Consider the following 18,014-nt stretch of genomic DNA (forward strand, 5'->3'; position numbering starts at 1 on the left):
ATCTGAAGCAGTGATCCGAAGCCCCAGTGAACGGCGGCCGTAACTATAACGGTCCTAAGGTAGCGAAATTCCTTGTCAGGTAAGTTCTGACCCGCACGAAAGGTGTAACGATTTGGGCGCTGTCTCGGCAGCAGACTCGGTGAAATCTTAGTACCTGTGAAAATGCAGGTTACCCGCAACTAGACGGAAAGACCCCATGGAGCTTTACTGCAGCCTGATATTGAATTCTGGTCATACATGTACAGGATAGGTGGGAGACAAAGAGACGTGCACGCCAGTGTACGAGGAGTCGACGTTGGGATACCACTCTTGTGTGACCGGGGTTCTAACCTGGTATCGAGAACAGGTACGGGGAGAGTGTCAGGTGGGCAGTTTGACTGGGGCGGTCGCCTCCCAAAGAGTAACGGAGGCGCCCAAAGGTACGCTCAGATTGGATGGAAACCAATCGTCGAGTGCAATTGCAGAAGCGTGCTTGACTGTGAGACAGACAAGTCGAACAGGGACGAAAGTCGGGAATAGTGATCCGGCGGTGCCGAATGGAAGGGCCGTCGCTCAACGGATAAAAGCTACCCTGGGGATAACAGGCTGATCTCGCCCAAGAGTTCACATCGACGGCGAGGTTTGGCACCTCGATGTCGGCTCATCGCATCCTGGAGCTGGATTCGGTTCCAAGGGTTGGGCTGTCCGCCCATTAAAGCGGTACGCGAGCTGGGTTCAGAACGTCGTGAGACAGTTCGGTCCCTATCTGTTGTGGGCGAAGGAGATCTGCGGAGAGCTGTCCTCAGTACGAGAGGACCGGGATGGACCTACCGCTGGTGCACCGGTTGTTCCGCCAGGGGCATAGCCGGGTAGCTAAGTAGGGAAAGGATAAGCGCTGAAAGCATCTAAGCACGAAGCCTACTCCAAGATGAGATCTCCCATTCGCAAGAAGTAAGACCCCTTAAAGACGATAAGGTAGATAGGCCAGGGATGGAAGTGCAGTGATGTACGGAGTTGACTGGTACTAATCGGTCGAGGACTTAATCAGGAATATGGAATTTCTTCAGAATAGTTGTTCGGTTTTGAGGGATCGAAAGAGAACTCAAGATCCGGTGGCGATAGCAAAGTGGACACACCTGAACTCATCCCGAACTCAGAAGTTAAGCACTTTCACGGCGACAATAGTTGGGCTTGCCCCTGCGAAGATAGCTAGCTGCCGGGTCCTTTTTTTTTTGCCTTTTTTGTAGTTTTATTGTAAAATCATGAGTTGTATGGAGATTGAAATTATGAAAAAAATTGGATTTAATAATCAAAAATATTTAGAAATGCAGTCAGAGCATATTAAAGAAAGAATTTCTCAATTTGGAGATAAATTATATTTGGAGTTTGGTGGAAAATTATTTGATGATAATCATGCTTCTCGTGTATTACCTGGATTTTCGCCAGATTCAAAATTACAAATGTTGATGCAGTTAAAAGATGATGCTGAAATTGTCATTGTTATTAATGCTAATGATATTGAACAAAATAAAACTCGTTCAGATTTACAAATTACATATCAAGAAGATGTTTTGCGTTTGATCAATGAATTTACACAAAGAGGATTATATGTTGGAAGTGTTGTTGTGACACAATATAATCGTCAAAAAGCAGTTGATTTATTTAAAGCTCGTTTGAAACGTAGAAAAATTGACGTATATTTCCACTACTTTATTGAAGGATATCCAACAGATACTAAAAAAATCATTTCGGATTCTGGATTTGGAAAGAATGATTATGTTAAGACAACAAGACCTTTAGTTGTTGTAACGGCTCCAGGTCCTGGTAGCGGTAAAATGGCTACTTGTTTATCACAGTTATATCATGAACATAAACATGGCATTAAGGCAGGATACGCAAAATATGAAACTTTCCCTATTTGGAATTTACCTTTGAATCATCCTGTAAATTTGGCTTATGAAGCTGCAACTGCAGATTTGGCAGATGTAAATATGATTGACCCATTCCATTTACAGGCTTACAATGAAGTAACAGTTAACTATAATCGTGACATTGAGATTTTTCCTGTCCTAAAGAACATTTTTGAAGAAATATATGGTTCAAGTCCTTATCAAAGTCCAACAGATATGGGTGTAAATATGGCGGGTTTATGTATTAGTGATGATGAAGCATGTTGTAATGCAAGTAACCAGGAAATCATTCGTCGTTATTTTGTAAGTAAAACAAGATATGCGCATGAACTATGTTCATATGAAGAAGTTCAAAAACAAGAAGTTGTTATGAACAAAGCGGGTATTACAGAATTAGATCGTCCTTGTGTTGTGGCTGCACGTAAAAAAGAAGAACAAACTCATTCTTTCTCTGGGGCTATTGAATTGGATGATGGAACAATTATTACAGGAAAAACAACGAATTTAATGGGTGCTTGTTCAGCTGTTTTAATGAATGTATTAAAACATCTTGCAGGAATTGATAAAAAGAAAGTTTTAATTTCACCAGAAGCTATTTTACCTATCCAAAACTTAAAAACAGAATATCTTGGTTCGGTAAATCCAAGACTTCATTCAAATGAAATTTTAATTGCGCTATCTGTTTCTGCTTTGCATAGTGAAGATGCAAAGAAAGCATTAGCTATGTTACCAAAATTAAAAGGTATGCAGGCTCATGTGACTTGTGATGTTGCGGATGTAGATTTAAGCATTTATGCGAATTTAGGCATTATGCTTACATATGATGCTAATAAAAAGTAGGAGGTTTCTATGGCAAAATCAATTCCTAGCTCTGGAGCAGGAGCTGTTCGTATTATTTTAAAAAATAAGGATGCTTTCCATTTTGATTTAAGAGAAAAGAAAGAAGAAAATGGAAAACAAAGTTATTTGTTTGATGTATATTACGAAAATACTACGGGTACTTTAAATGTATTGATGGATAATGGTGAACCCGTTATTGCAGCATTGAATTTAAGTTTGGGTAAAGTTATCACTTTGTCTAATGATACAAACTTAAAAAAATTATGTAATTATGTAGTAGATAAGGTGAATGCATAATGAAGATAAGATTGCATGTGGTTGTTGACAAAGAAGATGATGCTGTTGTTGAAGTTGTTCAAAATGCATTGAATGAAATTTGTTCAAAGATGTCTTATTCTCCAAGTCGTCTACAGCCGAGTTTAGCTGGTTGTATGGAGTTTTATGCGACAAGTGATTTGAGTGAAGATGAAATCGATGATTTATTATCAAAATTGAATAATGACTGGGATGGAGAAAATGATGATTGTCAGGCTTATAGCTTTAATACGACAATGTTTCATCCAAATGTCTACTATTTACAATTCCAATCTTTCTAGGATATATTATGATTGATTACACAGAAGGTTCAAATAAACAATATCATACTCAATTAGAGGAAAATGGTGTTGGAAATTATGTTATTTTAACGGGAGATCCCAAAAGAGTAAAGGATATCGCATCTTATTTAGATGATGCATATTTTGTTGCGGACAATCGTGAATATGTTACATATTCAGGATATATTAATGGAGTATTATGCAGCGTGGTTTCAACGGGTATTGGTGGAGCTAGCACTGCAATCGCAATGGAAGAGCTTATTCAACTAGGGTGTCATACATTTTTACGTGTAGGTACATGTGGTGGTATGCGTCTTGATGTTCAAGGTGGAGATATTGTAATTGCAAGTGGTGCCATTCGTCAAGAAGGTACAACACGTGAATATGCACCTATTGAATTTCCAGCTGTTCCTCATTTTGAAGTTTTAAATGTGCAAGTCGAAAGTGCAAAAAAACTTAATCTTCCTTATCATGTAGGTGTTGTTCAAAGTAAGGATTCTTTTTTTGGTCAGCATGCACCGGAAACAATGCCAGTTTATCAAGAGTTGCAAAACAAATGGGATGCGTATTGCAGACTGGATTGTCTGGCTTCGGAAATGGAATCAAGTACTGTGTTTATTGTAGGACAAACTCGTCATGTTCGTAGTGGAGCTATGTTTTTATGTTTAGCGAATCAGGAAAGAGAAAAAGCAGGATTATCAAATATTCAAAATCATGATTTAAAACCATTAATGAAATGTGCTGTTTTAACACTGAAAAATTTGATACAAAAAGATGAGGCTGAGAATCACTAGGATCTCAGCCTTTTTAATGTGTTTGGAATATTGTTGATAATATCTTCTGGCATGAAACTTGCTGAATCTATATCAAGTTTGGCACTTTGCGAATGGATATAGGCAGCACATAGAGCCGCTTGTAAACTATCTTTGCACTGTCCAAGCATCGCAACGACAATACCACATAAAATATCACCACTGCCGCCTTTTGCCAGACCTGCATTTTGTGCATCTAAAACATAGACATTGCCTTGATGGGCAATATAGGTTTGACTTGATTTTAGTATTAGTACACAGCTTGGATATTCTTTTGAAAAGCCGCGAGCCACTTCGAATGGGTTTGATAAAATGGTTGAAACATGGATACCTGTTAAATCGGACATTTCTTTAATATGCGGAGTTAAAATTGTGGTTTCACTCCGTTTTAATAATTCAATATTCTTTTGTGTAGCCCATAATGCATCGGCATCAAGTACTATTTTTTTGTCACTTTTTAAAGCTTGTTCAACTAAAGCGACAGTAATGTTGTTTTTTTGCATGCCATTTCCAATTGAAATAATTGAATAATTGTTAATATTTTGTTTCAACAAATCAATGGCTTTAGAACTAAATATACCATTGCGATCGGCACATTGAAGAAGCATATAAAAATCGGATTTGATTGCGAGAACATTAGAAATACATTCAGGAACCATCAAAGTAAGAGTTCCAATACCACTTTTATAAGCACTAAGACTTGCCATATGGATTGCACCATGCATGTTTTGACTTCCGCCAATCATTAGGGCTTTTCCAAAAGTTGACTTATGTGCATTCAATGGGCGATTTGGTAGATGGATATCCTCTTCATTTAGAACTTTAATTTTGTCCATGCATTTTTGATGAAGTATTTGAGGGATTCCGATATCTACGAGATATAATTTGCCACAATGATTTTTTCCTTCATTTAACCATTGTCCTTGTTTGTAGCAATCTAAACTAATCGTATAATCTGCATGAATGGCGCATCCAAGAACATTTCCCATAGTGGAATCAATGCCACTAGGCATATCAATACTGATAATGGTTGAATGAGATGTGTTAACGGTTTGAATCATAGTTTTATAAAATCCGGTAATATCTCTAGATAATCCATTGCCAAAAAGGCAATCAATATAAATGTCATAAGTGACATTAGGAAGATTTTGGCTGAATGGAATCTTTAGATTTTGTATCATTTGAAATTGAATTTTTTCATCCTCTGACATTTTTTTAATTTCTGGAACCACAACATATAGATTTGCATATTTAGGCTGTAGAAGTCTTGCGATTGCTAATCCATCGGCACCATTATTTCCAGGACCGCAAAGAATGCAGATAGATTGGTTTGTATTTGTGATTTGTTCAATAATTTCGGCTGATTTTAAAGCTGCATGTTCCATCAAAATCAAACTTGGAATCTGGTATGTTTTGATGGCTGCATGATCAATGTTTCGAGCCGTAGTTTGCGTATGTATATAGGCTGGATACATAATCTCACACTCCTTATCTTTACTATACTCTTAATATATAAAAAATCATAATACTTTTAAGGATGTATGTTATAATTATGAAATTGGGGGTATTTATTTTATGTCGAAATCTTCAGCGGCCAAAAAGTCGATTATTGTTGGCGGCCTGATCGGAACAGGCGGTCTATTTGTATCAAAACTAATTGGATTGGCTTATACAATTCCATTTTCATATATACTTCAATCGGAAGCGTATCAGTCTGTATATGCACAATCTTATAATATATATGCGTATTTATTGACGATCTTTCAGTCGGGAGTCCCTTTTGCGGTGGCCACACTTGTAGCTCGTTATATTGCTTTAGAAGATGCGAAAAGTGTTATTTTAGTAAAGAAAATTGCTTTTGCAATTTTAGGTTTAACGGGATTTGTTGGAATGATCCTCTTATTTACTTTATCGAATGTAATTGCGCCAGCTATGGTCGCCAAGAATGCGGATATCATGGCAAACTGTTTAAAAATATTATCTCTAGCGATTTTTCTTGTTCCTGTATTATCTGCATTTAGAGGATATTATCAAGGCTTAAAAGAAATGGAAGAATATGCTTTTTCACAAGCTTTTGAACAAGTATTCCGTGTTGCCTTTTTACTAAGTGCAGCATGCCTTGTAGTCTATGCGTTTGGCTGGGATAAAAAGTATGCATTATATGCGGCGGTTATGTCAACTTCAGTGGCAACGATTGCGGCAATTGTTCAATTTGCGTATTTTGATCGTAAACACCAATGTGTAGTGGATGAAATGGCACAAAGACAAACGACACGTTCTCATTCAGCTAAGAAAATCTTCAGAGAAATTCTTATCCTAGCCATTCCTTATTTAGTAGTCGCAATTTTAGGAAATATTGACCAGGTATTTAATGGTTTCTTACTTCCTACAGGATTAAAGATGCATTATAATGCCAAAGATACAACGACTGTCATTTCTGCATCAAACTATGTGGCAGGTAAATTAAATGCGATCCCAATGATTTTGGGTCCTGGTTTTGCGACAGCGATAATTCCGCATATTTCAGAGGCTTTGTCAAAGAAAAATTATAAGTTAGTTAAGAAAAATGTGTTGGATAGTATCAACGTAGTTTTATATGTAGCTATTCCTGTATCGTTTTGTATTTTTGCGTATGCAGGACCATTGAATTACACGTTATATTATTCCGAAAACTTAGAATTGTGTACATTCGTTGTACAATGGATGGCTTTGGAAGGTTTCTTATCTACATTAGCTCCGTTAGTTACGAATTTAATGGTTTCTTTGGAATTAAGAAAAAATGTATTAAAAAATCTTGCGATTGGTGTATTGATCAAAGGAGTTCTTTTGATTCCATTTGTATGGATCATGGGGATCGCGGGTGCTGTTATTTCAAGCTTTATTGGTACAGGATATATCATTTATAAAAATTTAAAAGAGATTCAAGATGTATACAACATTTCATATCGTAAAACTTCAATTATTGTAGTGCGTATTTTGATTGGATTGTTCGCGTTATGGATTACTTCAATACTTCTATCTAAAGTTGGATTGTATGGTGTTGAAGGATCAAAACTTTCATGTTTGTTCAAGATGTGTTTAAATGGTTTATTAGGTGTAATTGTATATGTGGTAGTTACTTTGTATTTAAAAGTTCCACAAAGTATTTTTCACTTTCAACTAAGAAAGAAATCGGGTGTATAAAATGTATGATGTAGTAGTTGTTGGAGCTGGACATGCCGGAATTGAGGCTTGTTTGGCGGCGAGTCGAATGAATAAAAAAACGGCTATCGTAACGTTAAGTAAAGATATGATTGGTTCGATGCCATGTAATCCTAGTGTAGGAGGACCGGCAAAAGGAATTGTAGTTCGTGAAATTGATGCCTTGGGTGGTATGATGCCTGTTGCGGCAGATAAAACGGCTTTACAGTTTAAGATGTTGAATACGACAAAAGGACCTGGAGTTTGGAGTTTGCGTGTTCAAAGCGATAAGATTGCTTATAAACGTTTTATGAAAAAAGCATTAGAAGAACAGGATAATTTAGATATTATTGAGGCAGCATGTAAAATTGTTGTAATCAAGGATGGAAAAGCCTGTGGTGTTGAGTTAGAAGATGGAACATTTATTGAAAGTAAGACGGTTGTTTTGACAACAGGTACTTATATGACAAGTAATGTTTTAAGAGGACATACTTCCACTGTTTCTGGTCCAGAAGATCAAAGGACGGTTAATACGTTGTCAGAATCATTGCGTGAGGCTGGAATTAAAACTTTCCGTTTAAAGACGGGGACACCACCTCGTATTAAAATGGATACAATTGATTTTTCAAAGACAGAACCACAACCAGGGACAAATCAATTTTTGCGCTTTAGTGAAACAACAAAACAAGAGGATGTATTGCCTTTTGAAAAACAAGAGATTTGCCATTTAATTTATACACAGCCAGAAACGCATGAAATCATTCATACACATTTGCATGATTCTGCAATGTATTCTGGGTTAGTAAAAGGGGTAGGTCCTCGTTATTGTCCAAGTATTGAAGATAAATTGGTTCGTTTTGCGGATAAAGAAAGACATCAGCTTTTCTTAGAGCCTGAATCTAAAGAATTAGATACAATTTACATTCAAGGATTCTCAACATCAATGCCTATTGATGTACAGGAAAAGATGGTTCATTCTTTGCCGGGACTTGAAAATTGTGTGATTGAAAAATATGCGTATGCGATTGAATATGATGCGATTGATCCACTTCAGATGAAGCCGAATATGGAAAATAAAATTGTTGAGAATTTATTTACGGCAGGACAGGTCAATGGTACGAGCGGATATGAAGAAGCGGCTGGTCAAGGATTGATGGCTGGGGCGAATGCGGCATTGAAAGTGGATGGTAAAGAACCATTTGTTCTTCGTCGTGATGAAGCTTATATTGGTGTCATGTTAGATGATTTATGTACAAAAGGAACAAAGGAACCTTATCGTTTATTAACTTCAAGAGCGGAATATAGATTGTTGCTACGTCATGACAATGCGGATCAAAGATTGCTTGAAAAAGGCTATGAAATTGGTTTGGTTTCACAAGAAAGATATGATGCATATAAAAAGAAGATGGATGATATTGAGGCTGCTCGAGAAGAACTTTCAAATGCACATATTAAACCGAATGGTGAGGTCAATGAATATCTTGATAGCTTAGGCTTTGATCCATTGGCACATGGATGTAGTGCATTGGATTTAATTAAACGTCCAAAAATTACAGTTAAGGGCTTGGCAAAATATACGGGATTGGATTATGAAACTCAAATCAATGAGCAGATTGAGATCCAAACAAAGTATGCTGGTTATATTGCCAAGGCAAAGCGCGATGCGAAACATTTACAACAGATGGAAAAAATGAAGCTTCCAACTGATTTGGATTATGAAAATATGGATAATTTATCTTTGGAGGCAAGACAAAAATTAACGGCTATCAAGCCTTTAACATTAGGACAAGCAAGTCGTATTTCTGGTATAAATCCTAGTGATATTGCGATTTTAGCTATGCGTGTGAAATAATTTACATTGAAATCGTTTTCTATTATATGCTATAGTAAAAAGGGGATAAAAATATGAAGGGAAAACGAAAAAAAGTTCAACATTTCTTTGTGTATATCGCAATGCTGGTTATGTCTGGCTTTTTAATCATGGGTGGTTTGCAGCAATTGTCAATGACGCATGAGTTAAAGTCGAGTATTGTTCAAAAGGAAAAAGAAAAAAAAGAATTGTCTTCTAAAAAGAAAGAATTGGAGAAGGCAAAACAGAATCTGACAAATCCAGATTATGTTGAATATATTGCACGTGGAAAATACTTAGTGACAAAAGAGGGGGAGCAAGTATTTAAATTTCCAAGTAAAGACTAACTAGGCTATTGTGGCCTAGTTTTTTTATGCAAAATAAAAAAGTGCATAAGCACTTTTGATGTCTATATGGTGAGGCCGATGCGATTTGAACGCACACGAGCATTACTCACTACCCCCTCAAAGTAGCGTGTCTACCGATTCCACCACGGCCTCATATTGTTAAAATATTACACTATTTTAACAAGCTTGGCAACACATTCAAGTCCGGTTGTTTGACAAAACATGTCTACAGGTTGAACGTATTCGCATTGGTATCCATAATTTTTAAAAATTTTTAGATCTCGTGATAACGTTTTAGGATTACAAGAAACATATACGATTTTATCAGGTTGCATGGTTATTGTGTCTTTAATACCATTTTCTGTCATTCCTTTTCTTGGTGGATCAATAAAGACGACATCAATTTTATCATCTTTATGATCATGCGCAAAATCTGTGGCATCCTGACAAACATAGTGGCAATGATCAAGGTAATTCATTTTAGTATTGTCGTTGGCATTATCAACGGCTTCTTTAACGATTTCAACACCAATCACGCTTTTTGCATGTTTACTGACAGCCATACCGATGGTACCTGTGCCTGCATACATATCAATGCATGTTTCGTTTCCAGAAAGATTAGCGGCTTTAATGGCTTGATTGTACAAAACTTCCATCTGTATAGGGTTGACCTGGAAGAAGGATTTAAAGTGCAGTTTCACTTTGTTACCCAAACATTTTTCAATGATGTAGTCATTTCCATATAAGACTTTATATGTATCACCTAAGATCACGTTGTCATTTCGTGTGTTGTAGTTAAATACAATACTTGTGATGTTTGAGAATGTGTTTTTTAATAGTTTAGACAAAGACAAAATATTCTTTTCATTTTTACCAATAAATACCACTTGAATTTCATCTGTACTTGAGTGGCGGATAAAGATGTGGCGTAAGCCTTCTGCCATTTCAATTGTGATATGTTTTTGAATGAAGCCAAAGATTTCATTGATTGTAAAATCTTGAATTTTGCATTCTTTACATGTCACAACGTCATTTGAATGTTGACGATAAAAACCCATTTGGACTTTACCATCTTTGATTTTAACCGGAAACTGTGCTTTGTTACGATAGTACCAAGGATTATCCATACCTAGTATTGGCTTGACTTCAATATCTTCAAATAATTTTTTGACATGTTTATATTTATAGTCTAATTGATAAGCATACTTCATGTGTTGAAGTTGGCACCCACCACATGTTTTAGCAACTTCACAAGTAAGTTCTTGGCGATTTATACTTGGCTCTAAAAGTTGAGTAATAATACCAAAAGCATATTTTTTGTTGACCTTAACAATTTTAATTTTTGCCTTTTCACCAATCAATAAGTTTGGCACAAAGACAACCATATCGTCAATTTTAACAACACCACTATTTAAATCTGTATCATCGATACACGTTACTATATATTCTTCATTTTTTTTCATACACATTTATGATATCTAAAAAAACAAGAATTGACAAATGGAATTATTATAGTAATATATATAGCGTACTATGTAAATGTATAGCGTGCTATGAAATGAGGTGAGAAAAATGTGTGACAATAATGAGATTGGTTTTTATTTTGGTTTGATTAAAAAAAAAATGGACAAACATATGAATGAAGGTTTAAAAAAATATGATTTAACTAAATCTCAACAAGACGTCTTAGGATATCTACATTTTACGGATAAGGATCCAGTCATTCAAAGAGATATTGAAGAGCATTTTCATATTTCGAATCCAACAGTTACAGGGATTTTAAATCGCTTGGAACAGAAGGGGTTTATTGAAAGAAAATTGAATCAAAAGGATAAAAGAGTTCGTGCAATCGTATTAACACAAAAAGAGCAGGATCTTCATGAAGATATCGTGAAGCAGATTCAAACAATGGAATCTAGATTTGGAAATGTGTTGGGTGAAGAAAAGAAGGTGCAATTGTTAGAAATCTTAAAAGAGCTAGCTGAAAATTTAGAATAATTGAAGATTTAGAATAATGGAGGTTTTATTATGGTCAAGACTTTATTGAATGAGGTTAAAGAATATAAAAAGGATACGTTATTGAGTCCGGTTTATGTTTCAATCGAAGCCATACTTGAAGTGTTTATTCCATTTTTGATGGCATTATTAGTGGATAATGGTATTGAAAAAGGAAATATGGGTTCAATTTGGTTTTATGGGACTTTAATGTTGGTGGCAGCCTTTGTATCTTTATGGGCTGGTGCTAAAAGTGGAAAGCATGCGGCTATCGCATCGAGTGGTTTTGCGAAGAATTTAAGAAAGGCAGAGTATCGTAATATTCAAAACTTTTCTTTTTCAAATATTGACGCTTATTCAACAAGTGGATTAATCACACGTATGATGACGGATGTGACAAATATACAGAATGCATATCAGATGATTATTCGTGTTTGTGTTCGTGCACCATTGATGTTAATCGCATCTTTGATCATGGCTTTTATCATTAATAAAGAAATGGCTATGATTTATGTGGTTGTCGTACTTATTTTAGGTGTTATTTTATTTGGAATCATTTTTATCGTAAGTCCTATTTTTAGCCGTTTATTTTCTCGTTACGATACTTTAAACGCGAGTATTCAAGAAAATATTTTAGGGATTCGTGTTGTGAAATCTTTTGTTCGTAAGGATCATGAGATTGATAAATTCCGTAAAGAAAGTGAGACTATTTTTAGTATTCAAGGGAAAGCTGAAAAAATCTTGGTGTTTAACTCTCCTGTGATGCAACTTTGTATGTATGCGACGATTCTTTTAATTTCATGGTTAGGAGCTCATCAAATTGTGGCTCAAAATATGACAACTGGAGAATTAATGTCTTTATTTACATATACTGCAAGTATTTTAATGTCTCTAATGATGATGAGTATGATTTTTGTCATGGTGACAATGTCCATTGCGAGTGGAAAACGTATTGCCGAAGTATTAAATCAAGAATCCGATTTAACAAGTCCTGAAAATGGTATCGAAACTGTAGAAAATGGAGCCATTGATTTTGAAGATGTTTCATTTCATTATGGCAATGATGAAGATATTTTAAGTCATATTGATTTGCACATTCCTTCAGGCTCGACTTTGGGTATCTTAGGAGCAACAGGATCTAGTAAGTCGAGTTTAGTACAATTGATTCCAAGACTATATGATGTAACACAAGGTAGTGTTAAAGTAGCGGGAATGGATGTTCGTGATTATGATTTAAAAGTATTGCGTGATAATGTGGCCATGGTTCTACAAAAGAATGTTTTATTTTCGGGAACAATCAAAGAGAATATGCGTTGGGGAAATCCAAATGCGACAGATGAAGAGATCATGGAAGCTTGTAAATTAGCACAGGCGGATGAATTCATTCAATTGATGCCTAATAAATATGATACGTATATTGAGCAAGGTGGTACGAATGTTTCGGGTGGACAAAGACAGCGTTTGTGTATCGCAAGAGCTATACTAAAGAGTCCTAAAATTTTGATTCTAGATGATTCTACAAGTGCCGTGGATACAAAAACCGATGCTTTGATTCGTCAGGCCTTCTTAGAGAAGATTCCACATACAACTCGAATCATTATTTCGCAGCGCGTTTCAAGTATTCAGGATGCAGATCAAATTTTGGTTATTGATGATGGAAAAATTTCTGGTTTAGGTACGCATGAAGAATTATTAAAATCAAATGCGATGTATAAAGAAACGTTTGAAGCACAAAATAATGGAGGTGATTTTGATGAACAATAGAGATACAAATAGTTTAAAGCGAGTTATTAAAGAAACAATCACTTCTTATAAGATTGAAAGTTTTATTGTGCTTGTATTGATCATTGTATCTAGTATCGCCAATGTATATGGAAGCATGTTTTTAAAGAGTTTGATTGACGATTATATTGTTCCATTATTATCGCAAACAGTTCCAAATTATATGCCTTTATTCAATGCATTAATGGAATTGGTAATGATTTATGGTGTTGGTATCTTAGCTACGTATGGATTTAATCGTATAATGGTAACAATTTCATTGGGTACTTTAAAACATATTCGTGATGAATTATTTGAACATATGCAGACATTGCCATTGCGCTTCTTTGATACACATGCACATGGGGATATCATGTCTGTTTATACAAATGATACGGATACTTTAAGACAGCTAATTTCTCAAAGTATTCCTCAGGTTATTGTATCTTTAATGACGATTATCTCAGTTACGATTTCCATGTTCATCTTAAATGTTCCATTGGCTGTTTTAACAATCGCATGTGGTTTATTGATGGTGTATACTTCAAAAAAGATTTCGGCAAAATCAGGTAAATACTTTATTGCCCAACAAAAACAATTGGGTGTGGAAAATGGGTTTATTGAAGAAATGATGGAAGGAAGTAAAGTCATTAAAGTTTTTACGCATGAAGAACAAAGTATCAAAGATTTTGATCAAGTAAATGATGCGTTATTTGAAGCGAGTGCGAATGCGAATACGTTTGCGAATGTTTTAATGCCAATCGTAATGAATATTGGGTACATTTCTTATGTACTTGTTGCGGTAGTTGGTTCTATCTTTGCCCTAAATCATATTGCAGGATTAACATTAGGTGGCATTGCCGCTTTCTTACAGTTAAATCGTAGTTTCACAAATCCAATCGGACAAATTAGTATGCAGTTAAATGCAGTGATTATGGCGGATGCAGGTGCTAAGCGTATTTATGAAATCATAGATACAGAAAGTGAAGTGGATGATGGTATCGTGACTTTAGAACAAATTGATCATGATCACTGGGCTTGGCATCATCCAAGAAAAGATGGACAAGATGAATTGGTTCCACTACGTGGAGATGTTCGTTTTGAAAATGTGAACTTCTCTTATAATCCAGATAAACAGATTTTATTTGACGTTTCTCTATTTGCGAAACCAGGACAAAAGATTGCCTTTGTAGGAGCTACAGGTGCTGGTAAAACAACAATCACGAATCTAATCAATCGTTTTTATGATATTCAATCGGGTTCCATTACGTATGATGGTATTGATGTAAAACTAATCAAGAAAGCAGATCTTAGAAAATCATTGGGTATTGTATTGCAGGATACAAACTTATTTACCGGTACCATTATGGATAATATTCGTTATGGTCGTTTAGATGCGAGTGATGAAGAGTGTATTGCGGCAAGTAAGTTAGCGAATGCGCATGAATTTATTAAACACTTAGAACATGGTTATGACACAATGATTCATGCGGGTGGAGAATCCTTGTCTCAAGGACAAAGACAACTTTTATCCATTGCACGTGCAGCCGTTGCCAATCCTCCTGTTTTGATTTTGGATGAAGCAACAAGTTCCATTGATACACATACAGAAAGAATCGTTCAGGAAGGTATGGATAAGTTGATGGAAGGAAGAACGGTATTTGTGATTGCACACAGACTTTCAACTATCCAAAATAGTGATGCGATCATGGTGTTAGAACAAGGTCATATTATTGAGCGTGGTAATCATGAAGACTTGTTGAAACAAAAGGGTAAATACTATCAATTGTATACAGGTGCTTTTGAGTTAGACTAAATATTTAAATTTAAGCTTGCATATATTTCGATTATGTTATAGAATATATGCGTTGTCGACGTAGCTCAGCTGGATAGAGCATGCGCCTTCTAAGCGCACGGTCGGGGGTTCGAATCCCTCCGTCGACGCCATTTTGTAAATTAAGTCCTTATATAAGGGCTTTTTTTCTGTTTATAGATAGTTTTGAAAACCTTTTTGAAAACCTTTATAAAAAAACAAAGAAACATTATGTCTCTTTGTTGAAAAGGTTTAATCAAAAATATTGATGTTAAGATTTAATAAACTGGAATTTGTTTTTTGATACTTATTACAATTTTGCTTTTTTCTTAATCATACATATTGCTGCTAAAGTAACTATAACATAACCTAATAGTGCAATAATTGATGATTCAATTCCAAATTCTCCACCAGTGAAAACAAAGTCTTTTGAATCAAGTACATATGTCATAACCGAATATTCATCTGCCTTTTCACTTATCGATAAACCGCCGCCAATAATTAAAATATTCCAAAGTGAATGAACAATTCCGCTGTTCCAAACAGAACCACTTTCAATAGCAACCATTGAGAACATTATTCCTACCATTGTTCCAGCAATAAGAACCAACAGGTTACTTACAATGGAAAAATCCATTCCTATAATATGTACTAATCCAAATAAAACTGATGGAACTAATACAGCTACTTTAATATTCCATTTCTCTTTTAACAGATTTAGAATAACTCCTCGAAAAACCATTTCTTCAACAAAACCAGCGGCTATGCCTGTAAAAGCAATACCAGCACTCAGTATTGAAAAAATCTGATTACTATTCATTCCAGAAGAAACGTACTTTCCAGAAAAGAAAAAAAGATAAACCGCTATTACTGTCACAGGTAATAATACACCTACAATAATCCATTTAGCTTTAATTGAAAATTTTGGCATTCCCAAATTTTCTATTTTTATTTTAAGTAGTCTTTTTGAAAATAATTCAATTAAAACAAATGCTAATCCAACATATATAATTCCTGCTATAATATTGCATATACCTTCTGGAATTTTAACCAAAACAAACAAACTTGCCACTAACTGAGCTAATATTTGAGCTACTATCAATACAATGATAGCTCCCAAAGCCCCCCCTATCGTCTTTCTTGTACTCATAAAATGCTCTCCTTTACCTTCATTATTGCAAAAAATTGCTACCAACTTAGCAAATTCCGATTTATCTATTTTTAGACTTCATTATAATCATGTTGATTGAATTATCAATAGAAAATTTTATCTGTTTTGTGTGTTTGTGTTAACACTATGGTTTGTAAGAAGGGCTATTATATGCATAAAACTACTACAAGACTATTGTTTGAAAATGTGCTTTATTAGCACTTTTTTTCGTTGATACCTTCTTGTAAGCAAAGCCCTTAATCTGAAAATTAATTTTACTGTCTTATATTTAAATGGTAGAAAGACTAAGATAATAGTAAAATATTAGTGGTAGGCATGGATACAATTTATGTTATGTAAAAAAATTTAGGAGTTAAGAAATAATGAGCAACTCAACATTGTATATCAATAAAATAAATGACAGCATTCTTTTTGATGAGAAGAATAAAGAATTCACAATTTGTGATGGTAGTTTAGGAACTTACAAATTTTGTGATGTTGTTAGAAGTCAAATAGTTTATGAACATGCTAGATATAAAGGTAAATCACCATTATTTTCGCATAGAGTGTTAATTAGTACGTTTAATACAAGTATTTTTATTGAATTAAAAAAAGTGTATATAGGTATTGAAATTGAATTATCAAATATAGGTAAGGTATATGTATATATATCGAAAAATCCGGTCGTTCAACATAACCTTCAATTTGAAGAAGATTATAAAATCGCAAAACAAATAGATAAAAAGTTAAAAAGAATGTCTCTTGAAAATAATAGTTTGAATTAAAACATATTGAACTACCATACTAAAAGTAGTTAAAGTTGATTTATTCTTGTTTTCTGTCTTTGTGTGTTTGTGTTAACACAATGGTTTGTAAAAAGGACTATGATATAAATAGAACTACTACAAGACTACTACTTGCAGATGTGTTCTGAAAACACTCCTCTCCGTCTAACTAACGGAGTCTTGGGTGTTTTTTTTATTTGTGATAAAATAATGGGCAGGTGATATTTGATGAGCGAGAAAAGAGAAGGTTACCAATTTGTTGGTTGGTATATAGATAAAGAGTGTACAAAAAGATTAAATCCAGGTGGTGTTCTTCCTCATTCTGTAACTTTATATGATAAATGGATTCCTATTTGGTATCCCATTGAATATGATGTGGATGGTGGAGTTATGTCGCGTCGTAATCCGAGATATACATGTATTGAATCAGAAGAATTGTTGTTGTATCCGGCATTTAAGAAGGGTGTTATGTTTGTAGGTTGGCAGTTGAATGGTGAAATTATAACGAGTGTACCAGCAGGCATTCATGAACCTGTTATATTGACAGCTATTTATAAAGAGTGTCCAGTTGTCCACTTTGAAACGTGTGGTGGAGCTAATTATATGGATGTATGTACGGATGAACATGGTTTATTGGGGGATTTAAAGCCGCCAGTTCGAGTTGGATATACCTTTGATGGATGGTTCTGGGATTGTGATTATCGTTGGCGTTATAACTTGGATGAACCCATTCATGAGTCTTGTACTTTATATGCTCATTGGCAAGTAAGTCAATATAAGATTGTGTATGATTTAAATGGTGGACTAAGTAGTCGAAGAAATCCAAAGTCATATACGTATTTTTCGGATACGATTCATTTATTGCCGGCTACAAAGCCAGGTTGTGAATTTGTGGGTTGGTTTGATGAAAGAGGAAATGAGTTGAATGTGATTCGTGAGCATTCAATGGGAAATAAGCATTTAATTGCGCAGTTTAGAAAGAGGGAATTTGATTAGT

At 35.0% G+C, this 18,014-nt stretch carries 15 protein-coding genes, 2 tRNA genes and 2 rRNA genes; 15 read left to right on the top strand and 4 right to left on the bottom strand.

What is annotated here, in order from left to right:
- The 6 genes from NE544_RS03420 to NE544_RS03445 form a co-directional block, all read left to right on the top strand.
- A 23S ribosomal RNA gene (locus tag NE544_RS03420) occupies positions 1-1,027 on the top strand; the annotation flags it as partial.
- Between the two features lie 60 nt (positions 1,028-1,087).
- Positions 1,088-1,201, top strand: a 5S ribosomal RNA gene (gene rrf / locus NE544_RS03425).
- Positions 1,202-1,265: 64 nt separating this feature from the next.
- A complete protein-coding gene (locus tag NE544_RS03430; RefSeq protein ID WP_117572897.1) occupies positions 1,266-2,729 on the top strand; it encodes a DUF1846 domain-containing protein in 1,464 nt (487 codons plus the stop codon).
- 9 nt (positions 2,730-2,738) lie between these two features.
- The gene (locus tag NE544_RS03435) at positions 2,739-3,026 is read left to right on the top strand and encodes a hypothetical protein (RefSeq protein ID WP_256268340.1); all 288 of its coding nucleotides are present in this window, start codon (positions 2,739-2,741) and stop codon (positions 3,024-3,026) included.
- Positions 3,026-3,325, top strand: a complete 300-nt coding sequence (locus NE544_RS03440; protein ID WP_118115008.1) for a hypothetical protein — start codon at positions 3,026-3,028, stop codon at positions 3,323-3,325. The genes NE544_RS03435 and NE544_RS03440 overlap by 1 nt, the downstream gene beginning before the upstream one ends.
- Before the next feature lie 8 nt (positions 3,326-3,333).
- A complete protein-coding gene (locus tag NE544_RS03445; protein WP_256268341.1) occupies positions 3,334-4,119 on the top strand; it encodes a nucleoside phosphorylase in 786 nt (261 codons plus the stop codon).
- On the opposite strand, the gene NE544_RS03450 is transcribed toward NE544_RS03445, so the two are convergent.
- The gene (locus NE544_RS03450; RefSeq protein ID WP_256268342.1) at positions 4,116-5,612 is read right to left on the bottom strand and encodes an NAD(P)H-hydrate dehydratase; all 1,497 of its coding nucleotides are present in this window, start codon (positions 5,610-5,612) and stop codon (positions 4,116-4,118) included. The two genes, NE544_RS03445 and NE544_RS03450, sit on opposite strands and share 4 nt — an antisense overlap.
- A gap of 100 nt (positions 5,613-5,712) precedes the next feature.
- On the opposite strand from NE544_RS03450, the gene NE544_RS03455 reads away from it, so the two are divergent.
- The 3 genes from NE544_RS03455 to NE544_RS03465 are packed head-to-tail and all read left to right on the top strand — an operon-like array spanning position 5,713 to position 9,513.
- Positions 5,713-7,320 (top strand): oligosaccharide flippase family protein, encoded by a 1,608-nt coding sequence (locus tag NE544_RS03455; protein WP_256268343.1) that lies wholly within the window; start codon positions 5,713-5,715, stop codon positions 7,318-7,320.
- A 1-nt stretch (position 7,321) separates the two neighbouring features.
- Complete coding sequence (gene mnmG, locus NE544_RS03460; protein WP_256268344.1) at positions 7,322-9,169, top strand: tRNA uridine-5-carboxymethylaminomethyl(34) synthesis enzyme MnmG; 1,848 nt, start codon at positions 7,322-7,324, stop codon at positions 9,167-9,169.
- A 53-nt stretch (positions 9,170-9,222) separates the two neighbouring features.
- The gene (locus NE544_RS03465) at positions 9,223-9,513 is read left to right on the top strand and encodes a septum formation initiator family protein (protein WP_117926585.1); all 291 of its coding nucleotides are present in this window, start codon (positions 9,223-9,225) and stop codon (positions 9,511-9,513) included.
- Between the two features lie 67 nt (positions 9,514-9,580).
- Here NE544_RS03465 and NE544_RS03470 read toward each other — a convergent pair.
- Together NE544_RS03470 and rlmD are read right to left on the bottom strand one after the other, a co-directional pair.
- Positions 9,581-9,666, bottom strand: a tRNA-Leu gene (locus tag NE544_RS03470).
- A 14-nt stretch (positions 9,667-9,680) separates the two neighbouring features.
- A complete protein-coding gene (gene rlmD, locus NE544_RS03475; protein WP_256268345.1) occupies positions 9,681-10,976 on the bottom strand; it encodes a 23S rRNA (uracil(1939)-C(5))-methyltransferase RlmD in 1,296 nt (431 codons plus the stop codon).
- A 109-nt stretch (positions 10,977-11,085) separates the two neighbouring features.
- On the opposite strand from rlmD, the gene NE544_RS03480 reads away from it, so the two are divergent.
- From NE544_RS03480 to NE544_RS03495, 4 genes are all read left to right on the top strand, one after another.
- The gene (locus tag NE544_RS03480; RefSeq protein ID WP_256268346.1) at positions 11,086-11,511 is read left to right on the top strand and encodes a MarR family winged helix-turn-helix transcriptional regulator; all 426 of its coding nucleotides are present in this window, start codon (positions 11,086-11,088) and stop codon (positions 11,509-11,511) included.
- Positions 11,512-11,541: 30 nt separating this feature from the next.
- Entirely contained in the window at positions 11,542-13,272 is a 1,731-nt protein-coding gene (locus NE544_RS03485) for an ABC transporter ATP-binding protein (RefSeq protein ID WP_256268347.1), read from the top strand.
- Entirely contained in the window at positions 13,262-15,085 is a 1,824-nt protein-coding gene (locus NE544_RS03490) for an ABC transporter ATP-binding protein (RefSeq protein WP_256268348.1), read from the top strand. The genes NE544_RS03485 and NE544_RS03490 overlap by 11 nt, the downstream gene beginning before the upstream one ends.
- Positions 15,086-15,139: 54 nt before the next feature.
- Positions 15,140-15,216, top strand: a tRNA-Arg gene (locus NE544_RS03495).
- 176 nt (positions 15,217-15,392) lie between these two features.
- Here NE544_RS03495 and NE544_RS03500 read toward each other — a convergent pair.
- Positions 15,393-16,232 carry a CPBP family intramembrane glutamic endopeptidase gene (locus tag NE544_RS03500; protein WP_256268349.1) on the bottom strand — a complete coding sequence of 280 codons (840 nt, stop codon included), beginning with the start codon at positions 16,230-16,232 and terminating at the stop codon, positions 15,393-15,395.
- Between the two features lie 383 nt (positions 16,233-16,615).
- On the opposite strand from NE544_RS03500, the gene NE544_RS03505 reads away from it, so the two are divergent.
- On the top strand, positions 16,616-17,017 hold the full coding sequence (locus NE544_RS03505) for a hypothetical protein (protein WP_256268350.1): 402 nt from the start codon (positions 16,616-16,618) through the stop codon (positions 17,015-17,017).
- A gap of 228 nt (positions 17,018-17,245) precedes the next feature.
- Entirely contained in the window at positions 17,246-18,013 is a 768-nt protein-coding gene (locus tag NE544_RS03510) for an InlB B-repeat-containing protein (protein ID WP_256268351.1), read from the top strand.
- Position 18,014 lies beyond the last annotated feature (1 nt).

This window comes from Holdemanella sp. MSK.7.32, assembly GCF_024460475.1.
Classification (GTDB): domain Bacteria; phylum Bacillota_I; class Bacilli_A; order Erysipelotrichales; family Erysipelotrichaceae; genus Holdemanella.